The sequence below is a fragment of the Amycolatopsis sp. H20-H5 genome (genome assembly GCF_035828755.1).
Taxonomy (GTDB): domain Bacteria; phylum Actinomycetota; class Actinomycetes; order Mycobacteriales; family Pseudonocardiaceae; genus Amycolatopsis.
The window spans coordinates 31,101-43,283 of the sequence record NZ_JAYMZS010000081.1 but is presented as its reverse complement, the minus strand read 5'-3'; the positions used below and the strand labels follow the sequence as shown (position 1 = coordinate 43,283).

Below are 12,183 nucleotides of genomic sequence, written 5' to 3'. Positions count from 1 at the left end.
ACCAGCGCCGTCAACCACGGAATCACCGCCATCGACGCCATCGAACACGCCCTCACCGGCAACCCGTGGACACCTCCCCGCGTCACGGCAACGTGATCAACTGGCGCTACCCCGTGAATGGACACGTGGGATCACTGAGTTCACTGTTGCTGGCAGCGTTGTTCGCGGGCAGCGCCGGGGTTATCTGGGTTGCTGGGATCAAACTGTCCGGCACTACCGACGTGCTCGCCGAACGGCTGCATCTCGGCAGCGCTCTGGGTGGCCTGCTCATGTTGGCGGTCGCCACGAATCTGCCGGAGATCGCGATCACCGCGAGCGCCGCGATGGCCGGGCAGCTCGACGTCGCGGTCGGCACCATCCTCGGCGGTATCGCCATTCAGACCGTGGTCCTGGTCGCGCTCGACGCCGCCGGTGTGCGGCCTCGCGCTCCGCTGACGCGGCTGGCGGCCAGTCTCGTCTTGGTGCTGGAGGGAGCCCTCGTCGTGGTGATCCTGGCGGTGGTCATCATGGGCACTCAACTGCCGCCTCTGCTGGCGTTCGGCTGGCTTGCCCCGGTGCCTCTGGTCATCGCCGCGGTGTGGATCGTCGGCTTGTTACTGCTCAACCGGGCGGGCAAAGGCCTGCCCTGGCATGAGGCGGGCAACGCACCCGAAGCACAGCCGGAACCGCGCGGGCATTCCCGCGGCAAGAAGGAAAAAGCCGCCACCAACAAGGGAGTCGGCACCGGGCGGGCTGTACTGGTGTTCGCCGTGGCTGCGGTGGCGACCCTCGTGGCGGGAGTGGTGATCGAACGTAGCGGGGAGGAACTGTTCGGTCGCATCGGTCTGTCCGGCGTCCTGTTCGGCGCCACCGTACTCGCCGCCGCGACCTCACTGCCGGAGCTCAGTACCGGCCTCACGTCCACCCGCCTGGGCGACTACCAACTCGCGATCAGCGACATCTTCGGCGGCAACGCCTTCCTACCTGTATTGTTCCTGCTCGCATCGCTGCTGTCCGGCACCGCTGTACTGCCCGACGCGCACCACAGCGACATCTATCTCACCGCGCTGGGCGTCGTCCTCACCATCGTCTATGTGAGCGGCCTCGTGTTCCGGCCACGACGGCAATTCCTGCGGATGGGCATCGACAGCATCGCGGTCCTGCTCATCTACCTGGCCGGTATCGCCGGGCTCGCCACCATCAGCACGTGAACGACGTCTGGCTTCCCCGCTGATGATCGCGGCGGCCAGTGCGGCGGCGATCAACCCCAGATTCTGCCCAGCAAGCCCAGCCTGAGGCTGCACGGCTTGGACGAGCTGGGTCCCGGCCAAGTCGTGACAGGCCACTGATTATTCATACAATTCGCATCGGTTATGACTTGTCGTCGGACCCAGCACGGCGCCGACTGCATGAACGTCATCACCGGTTGCTCGTTGGCATAGGCCGGCCCGAGCCGCTTCACTCCGCGGTCAAAGCCAATCGCGTTTCTTGAAACTGGGGTAAAGGGCATCGGAAGGAACAAGGATTATGAGCGTCGAGGTCTAGAATCCGGTGACAGTCTGGAATCTGGGATAAGGTACGTTCTGGCCGTAGAATCCCGTTACCGCGGTCGGAATGGCGATGATCACTGCCCAGCTGGTGACCTTCTTCATGATGGTGTTGAGCCGGTTTCCTTGCATGTTGAGCTGCGTATCGCGGATCGTGGTGACCAGGTCCCGCAACGATTCGGTCCATTCGGTGGCCGCAGCACATGATCGTATACGTCTTGGAAGTAGGGTTGTATCTCGTCGTCGATGAGGTGCAGATCTCGGCGCATGTTCGAGTTGACGACTTCACGCATGGGGAGCACGACCCGCCGCACCTGCACCAGGCTCTTGCGTAAGGCGAACGGCCGTCGCTGCATGACGGCGTACTGCGGGCGTTCGTCGAACACCAGGTCTTCGAGTGTCTCGGTCTGCTCATCCAGGGCATGCACGACCTCGAAGTGACCGTCGAGGATGTAGTCGAGCAACCCGTGAAGCAGGAAGCCGACACCGTTTTGGCCAGGTCCACGGCCGAGTCCCAGTGACCGATCACCGCAGCGATGTCGAAGTCGTCGTTCTTGCGGACGGTGACCAGCGCGTGAGGGGTGATGAATGCCGCGAGTTCGGATGCGACCAGGGCACCGATGTCCTTATCCAGCGTGGCCGAGTAGGCAGTCAAGAAAGCGTGCGATTTATACCGATCGAGCTTCGCGCTGGTGTTCGTGGACGGCGTCCTCGACGGCCAGCGCGTGCAAGCCGAGCCCTTCGCTGATCGCCGCGAGATCGGCCTCTGTGGGGCCGCAGAAGTAGAACCACACCGTCGCGCCGGGATCGGCGAGATAGTCCGAGACGTCAGCCACCCGGAAGCCTCCAGCTTCCAGCACACCGTTGCGGTACACCCGGGTCCGTGACATCGATCAGCCTCTGGCCGACACGGTGTAGTACGGATGGTCGACGATGACCAACGGCACCGGCAAGACTCCTGACACGTGGCGACCCGCCCAACCGCAACGGATGAACTCATCGACGATGGTGCGGGGTAGGCGCTGAGAGGACACTGAGAACAGTGCTTTTACAAGTACTGAGCATTCCGGACTCTGCCTACCAAAAAGTTAATAACACCCAAAAAAGTCGGAACGGACAGCAAGCAAACGGACGCCCGCTCGGCCGCGTATTCCGATCACCGGGTTTGATCTCGCGCCGGTGGGGGTAGACGTAGTCAACGGAAGAGGTGAGATATATGGCACTACTCATCGGACTGCTGGTGGTGTGGTTGATACTGGTAGTCGTGGGCATCACAGTGAAGGCGTTGTTCTGGCTGATTATCGTGGGAGCGATCCTGTTTGTCGCAACGGCGGTGATCGGCTTTGTCAAACGTGAAGCACTGGGACGCAAGCGCTGACTGGACGTTTCATTTCTGGCCATTCGGTCGGGCCAGAGATAGGACTGATCGAGGTCGAAGGTAGTTTGTCGGTGTGGTCCCAGCGGCAGCATTGAGGCAAAGTCGGGCGTGGAGGTCGTCCAGGCGAGGGCGTCCTCGGTGGTGACAGTGGTGTGGCCAGCCGATTCGATGTAGCCGATGAAGCTCATCAGCTTCGGGTCGAAGTGGTGAGTTTGAATCCCGGGGCGCGGCGCATGGCCAGGTACTGCTCGGCGTGTTGTCGCAGCAGGGTCAGAGCGTGCCAGCGTTCGCAGGGCGGTGTGGTCGGCCTTCGCATAAACTGTGGGGGGTAACTGATTGCGATGTCGCAGCAACTGGTCCACCTCGACCAATCCGGCGCCAGCCTTCAGCACCTCGGTGGTCAGGGAGTGTCGTAGGCAATGGGCGCCGGGGCGGGACCACTCCCACCCGTGGCAGGCTCGTACCATGACCGCTCTTATTGCCGAGCCCTGCCAATGCATGAGCCAATGCATGATCGGCGGGCGAGTCGTCACGAACAGTGTCGGGCACGAACACGCTGGCCGGCTGTCGGTGAGGTGAGCGGCCAGCGCTGGCCGACCTTGGTCGACAGCGGGAGCCGCTCGAGTGTGAACCCTTTGCCTCGCACGGTGATATCTCCAGCATGCTGGTCCACATCGGACAGATAAAGCGCTGCAGCTTCAGTGCCGCACAGCCCGAGCCGGGCCAGTACAGTCAAGATCGCGTGGTCACGCAAGCCCGCAGCTGTGGCAGTGTCCGGGCCTACCAGTAGGGTCGCGACTCGGCCGCGTTGCAGGTCACGCAGCAGCGCGGCCAAGTCGCCAGCCCGCCACCCTTGGAACCGCGCCGACCAGTGGGCCGGGATCATGCCGTCTACATGCAGGAATCGCAGCACTGACCGTAACGCGGTTACCAATGTCTTCGCTGACCACGCATTCTTGGCTGCGGTAGTTTAGACGCCGACGAATACAGTGACCACGGCGGTGTCCAATCGTGCCAGCGAGGTCTCCAGCAAATCGGGCAGCCACGCGAGGAACTCGCTCTCCTGGCAGCAATTATAATTCGCCGACTCGTCGGCCAAACCGCTCTTACAGAAGCGGTTGCACGGTGGCGCGGGCTGGAGCGTTTTGTCAGACGGCATACCCGGGGGCAAGGCAGCTGGGAGGGAAAGGCTCCCACCGCGTCGGTGTGCTCCGTCGTCGCGGCGGTTCGGTCGCGGGGCGGGAGGTGGTCATGGATCCGAGCGGCCATGTGGATTTCACTGAGAGGCGGAGAACCATCCAAAGGACTGTGTTCTCGGTCCGACACATCGGGCTGAGGTCCGGCGGGATGGGCACTGTGAGTGATGGCGTTGGATGCTGTGAGTCCGCGAAAGAGCGAGAGTGCGAAGAGACTGAACCCGAGAACGTTGTACACGCACCGTTCATGCACAACTTCTACCTCGACGACGGCACCCGACTTGTATCACGACGCTGGGGCCCGCTTGTGGCGCTGCGCCGTGCCGGCCCTGCGCGGGTATCGAGCAGTTTCGAGTGCCACTGGCAAAGCCGACGATCATGGGCGCGTCGGCAGAGAGGTCAGTCTGCTCAACGTCGGCGCTGCCCCAGCAAGGCCTCCGAGATCGCGGCGGCGCAAGCGGTCACCTCGTCGGCCAGGTCTTCGGCGGCGGCCCGGGTCAGGCGGAACGACGGCGCGCCGACCGCGATGGCGGCGACGATCGTCTCGCCGGGGCCGAAGATGGGGGCGCCGAGCGAGTTCAGGCCTGGTTCTCGCTCCTGCTCGGCGAACGCCCAACCCTGCTCGCGTACCTGATCGAGCTGCTTTTCCAGCACCTGGGGATCGGTGACGGTGTGCGAGGTGTGAGCGAGCAGTCCGTCTTCGAGTGCGGCCTGCAGGGCGTGCTCGTCATAGGCCATGAACACCTTGCCCGCGGCGCCCGCCTGCAACGGCAGGATCTGGCCGATATACCCGCGGTAGATGATCGAGTGCGTCGACTCGACGCCGAGCACGGAGACTCGGCTGGCGCCCTGCCGGACGTAGACACCGCACGATTCCCGGCAGCTGTCCCGCAGCGCTGTGACGTGCGGGCCTGCCGCGGCGATCAGATCCGATCCGGCCTTCGCGGCGGCCGACCAGACGGTGACCCGCAGGCCAATGCTGTATTCCTGCCCCTGTCGCTGCAGCAGATTCTCGCCGACGAGCGTGCGCAGGATCCGCGCCACCGTGGAGGCAGGCAGGGCGGTGGCGTGGACTATGTCCGCCGCGCGCAGGCGCGGGGTGATCGCGGAAAAGCAGTCCAGGATCCGCGCGGACTTCCGCACTACCTGCACCGAGCTGCCGTCGGCACGCCCCTCGTCCACCGCCACGCTCCCTGGTGCCCCATCGTGGTCGCCGCATCGTGGCAATGATTGCCACCCGCTGGAAGATTTACATGACGTTTCGGCCGCTGTCAAGCCTTGACAACGCTTGGATTGAGCGCCGATAGTCGTCCGCATCGTGGCAATGGCCGTCACGATGTGGCAATGCAAAGGGATGTGCTCATGTCGGAGATATCGAGTGCCGGGGCCCGGCTGCGGGAACTGCTCACCGAACGATCGGCTGTGGTTGCGCCGGGCGTTTTCGATGGGCTGTCGGCGGCGTTGACGGCGAGCGCGGGTTTCCGCGCGGCGTACCTGTCCGGCGCCGCGGTCGCGGCGGCGACCGGGCTGCCCGACGTCGGCCTTGCCACGCAGACGGAGTTCGTGCGCCAGTTGGATCTGGTTGCCGGCAGGCTCGACGTCCCGGTCATCGCCGACGCCGACACCGGATTCGGCGACGTCACGCACACCTACCGGACCGTCCAGCTGTACGAGCGCGCGGGCGCGGCCGCGATCCAGCTGGAGGACCAGGAGTTTCCCAAGCGTTGCGGGCATCTCGAGGGCAAACGGGTCGTCGACGCCGAGGAGTTCGCCCGCACGATCGAGGCCGCGGCCGAAGCGCGCCGCGATCCGGACACGGTGCTGATCGGCCGCACCGACGCCTGCGCCACCCTCGGGTTCGACGAGGCGGTGCGGCGGGTCAACCTCTACGCCGAAGCGGGCGCCGACCTGGTGTTCCTCGAAGCGCCCCGGACGATCGACGAGGTGCGGCAGGTGCCGTCGCGAGTCACAGCCCCAGCGCTGTTCAACCTCGTACCACGCGGAAAGACGCCGGTGCTGGAGCTGGCGGAGCTCGCGGAACTCGGTTATGCCGTGGTGATCATGCCAGGATTGTGCGTGGGCAGTGCCGCGTCCGCGATGCGGTCCGCGCTCGAACGCGCCGCACGAGGAGATGTCGGCACCCAAGGCCAGGATTCACCCCGGAGCATGTTCGACGCGCTCGGCCTGCCGTTCTGGGAAAACCTGCGGGAGCGCTACGCGGGGGAGCCCGCCCGTGCCTGACGCACTGATCCAGAAGGTGCTCGGCCGCGCGTCCGGCGGACCTGCTGCGGTCGGCGAGATCGTCGTGTGCGACGTCGACCTGACGGCACTCATCGACATCCAATTCGCCCACGACAGGCTCGGTGACGTGGTCAGCGTCGCCGACCCGGACCGGATCGCGATCGTGTTCGACCACGCCGTGCCCGCCCCGTCGGTGCGCGATGCCGAGTCGGGCCGCAAGGCGCGTGCCTTTGCTGCCGCGCACGGCATCGAAAAGGTATTCGACGTCGGCAGGCACGGCATCGTGCACCAGGTGCTCGCCGAACAGGGCCTCGCCCGGCCGGGCACGGTCATCGCCTGCACCGATTCCCACACCTGCGCGGCGGGCGCGGTCGGGGCCGCGGCGCGCGGGCTCGGGCCGGCGGAGATACTGCAGATCGTGTGCACGGGCCGCACCTGGTATCAGGTCCCGCCGACGCTGCGCTACGAGCTGTCTGGCCGGAAACACTCGTGGGTCAACGGAAAAGACATCTTCCTGCACATCGCCGGGCGCTACGGTGAAGCGACCGGGCACGCCGTCGAATTCGGCGGTCCCGGCCTCGCCGAGTTGCCGATGACCGACCGGCGGACCATCGCGACCCAAGGCGCTGAAATCGGTGCGGACTTCACCATCTTCCCCTCCGACCAGCGTTGCCTCGACTACGTCTCGGCGGCGGCGCCCGGTACCGAATTGACGCCGGTGTGGCCGGACGACGACGCGGCCTACGCGGCGGTGCGGCAGGTCGACCTATCGGCCGTGCCGCCCATGGTCGGCAGGCCTGGCACCGTCATCGACAACACCGGACCCGTCGACGACCTTGTCGGCACCCGGATCGACCAGGCATTCATCGGGTCCTGCGCCAACGGGCAACTCGCCGATCTCGAAGTCGCCGCCCGGATCGTCAAAGGACATCAGGTCGCACCGGCGACCCGCTTGATCGTCACACCCGCGAGCCAGCGGATCTACCTGGCGGCCTCGCGGCTTGGTTACCTGGCCGATCTGGTGGAGGCTGGTGCAACGGTCACCAATCCGACGTGCGGCGCCTGCTTCGGCTACCACATGGGAACGCTGGCCGCGGGCGAGGTGTGCATCACCGCGAGCACGCGGAACTTTAAGGGGCGCATGGGAAGCGCGGACGCCGACGTGTATATGGCCTCGCCCGCTACTGTCGCCGCGTCGGCCATCCGCGGGTCCATCAGCGACGTCCGGGAATTCACCGGGGAGGCGACGTGAGTGACGAACTTCTCGTCAGCGGCCGGGCCTGGGTGTTCGGCGATGGCATCAACACCGACGACATGTACCCGGGCTTCGCCATGCGGCTGCCGATCGACGAGGCCGCACGGCACATGTTCCACGCCAGCAGGCCCGGCTGGGCAGATCTCGTCCAACCGGGGGACATCGTGGTCGCCGGCCGCAACTTCGGGCTGGGGTCGAGCAGGCCGGTTCCGTTGCTGTTCCAGGAATTAGGTGTGGCGGCGCTGGTCGCCGAACAGTTCAACAGTCTGTTCTTCCGCAATTGCATTAACTACGGCCTGCCGGCGGCGGCAGTGCCGGACGCCACGAAGCTGATCACCGAGGGAGACACCGTGCGGCTCGACTTCACCGACGGCAGCCTGTGCGCCAGCGGTACGGTGCATCCGATCGCGCCGCTGCCGGAGTTGCTGCGTTCCGTACTCGCCGCGGGAGGCCTGTTCCCGCAGCTCGAAGCGGCGGGCAAACTCCGCCCGGCGGGGAGTGGCGCATGAGTACTGGCGAGCAGGACACAGTCCGATGTGTGCTCATGCGTGGTGGCACGAGCAAAGGACTCTACTTCCACGAGTCCGATCTGCCTGAGCCAGGACCAGTGCGGGACCGGCTGCTCAAGCGCTTGATGGGCACCCCCGACGTATTGCAGATCGATGGTCTCGGCGGGTCACGGCCGATCACGTCGAAGGTCGCGATCGTGGCGCCGTCCACACGCGACGATGCTGACGTCGACTACACATTCGCCCAGATAGCGATCAACCACGACGACATCGGCTACACCGGGAACTGCGGCAACATCTCCTCCGGCGTAGGACCGTTCGCGATCGACGAAGGCCTCGTGCCCGCGGTTGACGGCAGTACGGAAGTCCGCATCCACAACACCAACACCGGCAAGATTCTCCATGCGAGGGTGCCGGTCACCGGTGGCCGAGCCAAGGTCGACGGTGAATTCGTGCTGCCCGGCGTGCCGGGGACCGGGGCGGAGATCTTGATGGACTGGAGCAAGACCGTCGGAGCGAAGACGGGAAAGCTGCTGCCGACCGGCAGGGTGGTCGACATCATCGAGATGGCCGACGGCAGGCACATCGACGCCACCATCTGCGACGCGGGTAACCCGGCGGTCTGGGTGCGCGCGAGCGACTTCGGGCTGACCGGCAGCGAACTCAGCCAAGAGATCAACGACAACGCGACGCTCATCGAGCAGGTGCGGGAACTCCGTGGCAAGGCCGCGGTGCTAGCCGGGCTCTGCACGGAATGGAATGCCGTCGACCGGGACTCTCCAGGGATTCCACTGGCGGGCTTCGTCGCGCCACCGGCGGATCACCTTACGCTGAACGACAGTGCGGTGGCGGGGCAGGACATGGATCTTCGCTGTCGCTTGCTGTTCCTGAACCGACTGCACGAAAGCATCGCGGGCACCGGATCGATCTGCCTCGCCGCGGCCTCGCGGGTGCCGGGTTCGGTCGTCGCATCAGTGGCAGAAACCCGCGAAGAGGGCACGCTGCTCATCGGGCACCCGTCCGGCATCACCCCCGTATGGGTCGAAACCGCACCGGCCGGCACGACGCCGTCCGTCCATTTCGAGCTATTGGGCTTCAGTCGAACCGCGCGGAGGCTGATGGACGCCACCGCCTACTACCCACGCTCCATCCTCATCGAACGCTGATCCGACAAGACCAACGGGAGTGAACATGGCAACGTCGCCAATGCCAGGTGATTCCCAGAGAATAGCCGCCGAGGTGACGACCAGGCTGGACCAGTTGCCGACCGGGCCATGCGCGCCACCGCGGCAGGGCGGACGTATTCGTCGTCTCGCCTGGTTTCCGCGGTGCTCCCGTTTGTCCCACTGCCGACGCTGTACTCGCTCGGACCAGCGTGTTGTTCAGCGCCTGCGCTGTGCTGATCCTCGCCATGAGCGTCGAGGTGGCGCTGTTCGGCCCACGCACCAACTCCCGGCAACTCGACACTATCTGAGGGACAAGACATGAAGGAGACAGCGAAGCTGGCCGGGTTCGTCACCACGGCTTCGGATATTCCGGCACTGGTTTTCTCCCGGCTGCGCGACCTTTTCTCGACTACATAGGGAATTCCGCGTTCGCCGCCGTCGAAGCCGAGAACGCCCCGGCGGTCCGCGCGGCCGTCGCCGAGCTCGACCCGGGCGACGGCCCCGGCACTGTGATCGGCGAAGCGAAGGGTTATCGCTGGCCGTATGCCGCGTTGCTCAACGGGTGCTACGCGCATTCCCTGGACTTCGACGACACCAACCGGCGGCAGACTGGGCACCCCGGCGCGCCGGTCATTTCGGCCGCGCTGGCCGAGGCCGAACGGACAGGCGCGAACGGACGCGCGTTCCTGGAAGCACTGGCAATCGGATACGAGGTGAGTTGCCGTGTCGGGGCCGCTGTCGGACCGACCAGCTATGACCGCGGCTTCCACCTGACCTCGACCTCCGGCGCTTCGGTGGGGACCTGCTGCTCGACAACCAGGGCGATGGGCAGCTGGTGTTCCTGCCCCACCCCGGAGCGCTAGGAGCAGCAGGCCACAGTGTTCTCGCTCAACACCCAGGTGGATGACACCGTATTCATCTCCAGCACTCGGGGCACGTTGTATGTCGTTGACAGCAGGGACAATCGGGTGATCGCCATCGACAACCCGTTCCAGCGCGGCTTAAGCCTGCGTTGTCATGCGTCTCGGTGCCCACCAGATCCCGACACCCGTCATACTCGGTAGTCTCGACTTGACGACGGGAATCATCAGTACCTTCGGAACAGGCTTCGGCAACACCACAGTAATAGTCAAGGCGACAAGAGGTCGGTGACGGGAAACTCTCACGCCGGGAACTGTGGGAGCCCACGGGTGAAGCCCCCTGCGCCACCCGACCTGCACCAGCAAGTGTTTATATCCGCTGCGCGGCAGCCGAAGTAACACCTGATCAGGTCAGCCTGAGTGCTCGCGGCGGAGTCGAGGATGGTGATGGTGTGCCACCGTTTCGGGGCGTGTCCCGCCCGGCTCGCCTCGCGGAAGAGCCGGGTTATGCGCGGGGGTATGGCGTTGTCCACGGGCGGCGTGCCGGGATCGGCCGCAGCTTCTCAGCCCTTGTTGTGGCCGTGTAGCCGATCAGGCGGTCATGGCGCTGCTGTCGCGAGCAGATGCTCGGCGCGAAGGGCGATCTCCATGTCCAGCCGGGCGTCGGCATTGTCGAGCCGCTCTCCGAACAGGTCGGTCAGTTGATGCAGCCGGTATCGGACGGTTTGCGGGTGGACCTTGAGTTTGGCGGCAATCTCGGGCGCACTCCCACGGGACTGCAGCCAAGTCAGCAAGGTCTCGCACAGACGGGCTCGTCGCTTGGGCGTCAAACCGGCCAACGGCGCCAACGCCCGGGCACACAGTTCCTCGAGCAGGACCTCGTCGGCGAGCAGGCACAATGTCGAGAGGTGGTCGGCGCACCAGACGACGGCCGCGTCGGCGATGACACCACGCTTGAGCAGCCGCATGGTCTGTCGCGCCCGTGCCAGCGAGCTCGCGGCATTGGCGAGCGGGACGGTTGGCCCCACCGCCACTCGCCACTGTCCCAACTTGCCTGCCAAATCCCGCATGTCCCTGGCAGGATTGGCGGTAATCAGCCACGGTTGACCACCGTCCCAATCGGCCAGTATCTCGCCGGGCAGGTCGGGAATCCCGATACCAGGGTGCGTGGTGCGGGGCTCGAGCACGACGACGGCAACGTCGAGTGGCAGGTGCCATTGCGCGGATGTCGCGTGAGCCGCCACGATCCGTCCGGTGGCCGGCGTGTCTGCCACCAGCAGTTCCAGCAACCGCCGACGGTGCAGCGAGAGGGCAGCGGCCGAATGATGTTGCGCGACGGCGTAGCCCTCGATCGACAAGGCGGAGATCTCCTCGACATACGCGAAGATGGCGTCGGCGCACCGACAGAGAACATCGGTGGTCAGCCCGAGCGCCCGACCGCCCGCGGAGATGTGTCGCCAGGCCGCCCGGCCACCTATCCCGTAGGCAGTGTGCAGGAAATCGAGACTGCGGCCCTCCTCGAATTCGATCCTCCCGAACGTGCGGAAGAGCACGTTCCAGTTTTCATCCGGTTTTGCCGCAGCAAGGGCTCTCTCGACGCAGTGACCGACGGCTCGCCTGATGCCGTGGTTGGTGGTCGTGTCGAGCCGGAATTGTGGGACTGAATTCTGGATCTCCTCAAGTATCGCCGCGGCCAGCGCGTCACCGTGCTCCCCGAGCCAGTGGGCCATCCGGGCAGGCAACAGCGAGCCCAGATCCCGCCGCTCGACCGGACCTGCGCGACGACCGGGCGACTCCGGCGTAAAACCCGAAGACAAGGAATCCGGGAGACTGCTGTTCGCCGTGCTCGTGCGTAACTCGGAGTCCTTGTTCGCGGCCGATTTAAGGAGATCAGGTAATAGCGCGCTTGCGGCAGTCACGTCAGTCATCCATCAGCCTTTGGATAGCACTACACATGCGCTTCGTTGCGGTGCGGTGGGGTGGGGTGTTGCCTACCTTGTTTCAGCTGCGACAGTCATGTTCTTTTTGGGGCTGAAGGAGTACCACTGGTGA

The 12,183-nt window shown here is 65.3% G+C and carries 10 protein-coding genes and 1 pseudogene; 7 read left to right on the top strand and 4 right to left on the bottom strand.

Features of this window, described 5'->3' with window-relative positions; translation table 11 throughout:
• The first annotated feature begins 125 nt into the window (after window positions 1–125).
• Window positions 126–1,190 carry a sodium:calcium antiporter gene (locus QMK34_RS33060; protein ID WP_326418588.1) on the top strand — a complete coding sequence of 355 codons (1,065 nt, stop codon included), beginning with the start codon at window positions 126–128 and terminating at the stop codon, window positions 1,188–1,190.
• A gap of 330 nt (window positions 1,191–1,520) precedes the next feature.
• Here the strand turns inward: QMK34_RS33060 and QMK34_RS48005 are convergent.
• Window positions 1,521–1,990 (bottom strand): annotated as a pseudogene (locus tag QMK34_RS48005) (CorA family divalent cation transporter).
• 204 nt (window positions 1,991–2,194) lie between these two features.
• Window positions 2,195–2,416, bottom strand: coding sequence for a hypothetical protein (locus QMK34_RS48000; RefSeq protein WP_442785262.1), 222 nt, complete (start codon window positions 2,414–2,416; stop codon window positions 2,195–2,197).
• Window positions 2,417–2,742: 326 nt separating this feature from the next.
• Between QMK34_RS48000 and QMK34_RS33050 the strand changes: the two genes are divergently transcribed.
• The gene (locus QMK34_RS33050) at window positions 2,743–2,904 is read left to right on the top strand and encodes a hypothetical protein (protein ID WP_326418587.1); all 162 of its coding nucleotides are present in this window, start codon (window positions 2,743–2,745) and stop codon (window positions 2,902–2,904) included.
• A gap of 1,604 nt (window positions 2,905–4,508) precedes the next feature.
• Here the strand turns inward: QMK34_RS33050 and QMK34_RS33045 are convergent.
• The gene (locus tag QMK34_RS33045; RefSeq protein ID WP_326418586.1) at window positions 4,509–5,282 is read right to left on the bottom strand and encodes an IclR family transcriptional regulator; all 774 of its coding nucleotides are present in this window, start codon (window positions 5,280–5,282) and stop codon (window positions 4,509–4,511) included.
• Window positions 5,283–5,462: 180 nt separating this feature from the next.
• Between QMK34_RS33045 and QMK34_RS33040 the strand changes: the two genes are divergently transcribed.
• The 5 genes from QMK34_RS33040 (at window position 5,463) to QMK34_RS33020 (ending at window position 10,134) form a co-directional block, all read left to right on the top strand.
• The gene (locus QMK34_RS33040; protein WP_326418585.1) at window positions 5,463–6,341 is read left to right on the top strand and encodes an isocitrate lyase/PEP mutase family protein; all 879 of its coding nucleotides are present in this window, start codon (window positions 5,463–5,465) and stop codon (window positions 6,339–6,341) included.
• Complete coding sequence (locus QMK34_RS33035) at window positions 6,334–7,593, top strand: 3-isopropylmalate dehydratase large subunit (RefSeq protein ID WP_326418584.1); 1,260 nt, start codon at window positions 6,334–6,336, stop codon at window positions 7,591–7,593. The genes QMK34_RS33040 and QMK34_RS33035 overlap by 8 nt, the downstream gene beginning before the upstream one ends.
• On the top strand, window positions 7,590–8,105 hold the full coding sequence (locus QMK34_RS33030) for a LeuD/DmdB family oxidoreductase small subunit (protein ID WP_326418582.1): 516 nt from the start codon (window positions 7,590–7,592) through the stop codon (window positions 8,103–8,105). The genes QMK34_RS33035 and QMK34_RS33030 overlap by 4 nt, the downstream gene beginning before the upstream one ends.
• On the top strand, window positions 8,102–9,271 hold the full coding sequence (locus QMK34_RS33025) for a 2-methylaconitate cis-trans isomerase PrpF family protein (RefSeq protein ID WP_326418581.1): 1,170 nt from the start codon (window positions 8,102–8,104) through the stop codon (window positions 9,269–9,271). The genes QMK34_RS33030 and QMK34_RS33025 overlap by 4 nt, the downstream gene beginning before the upstream one ends.
• A 413-nt stretch (window positions 9,272–9,684) precedes the next feature.
• Window positions 9,685–10,134: an MmgE/PrpD family protein gene (locus tag QMK34_RS33020; protein WP_326418591.1), complete on the top strand. Its 450-nt coding sequence runs from the start codon at window positions 9,685–9,687 to the stop codon at window positions 10,132–10,134.
• A 596-nt stretch (window positions 10,135–10,730) separates the two neighbouring features.
• Here the strand turns inward: QMK34_RS33020 and QMK34_RS33015 are convergent.
• A complete protein-coding gene (locus QMK34_RS33015; protein ID WP_326418580.1) occupies window positions 10,731–12,059 on the bottom strand; it encodes a PucR family transcriptional regulator in 1,329 nt (442 codons plus the stop codon).
• Window positions 12,060–12,183 lie beyond the last annotated feature (124 nt).

Coding starts and splice junctions, on each gene's coding strand:
- QMK34_RS48000 (WP_442785262.1), bottom strand. CDS start 2,416: ATGTCACGGACCCGGGTGTACCGCAACGGTGTGCTGGAAGCTGGAGGC.
- QMK34_RS33050 (WP_326418587.1), top strand. CDS start 2,743: ATGGCACTACTCATCGGACTGCTGGTGGTGTGGTTGATACTGGTAGTC.
- QMK34_RS33040 (WP_326418585.1), top strand. CDS start 5,463: ATGTCGGAGATATCGAGTGCCGGGGCCCGGCTGCGGGAACTGCTCACC.
- QMK34_RS33025 (WP_326418581.1), top strand. CDS start 8,102: ATGAGTACTGGCGAGCAGGACACAGTCCGATGTGTGCTCATGCGTGGT.
- QMK34_RS33015 (WP_326418580.1), bottom strand. CDS start 12,059: ATGACTGACGTGACTGCCGCAAGCGCGCTATTACCTGATCTCCTTAAA.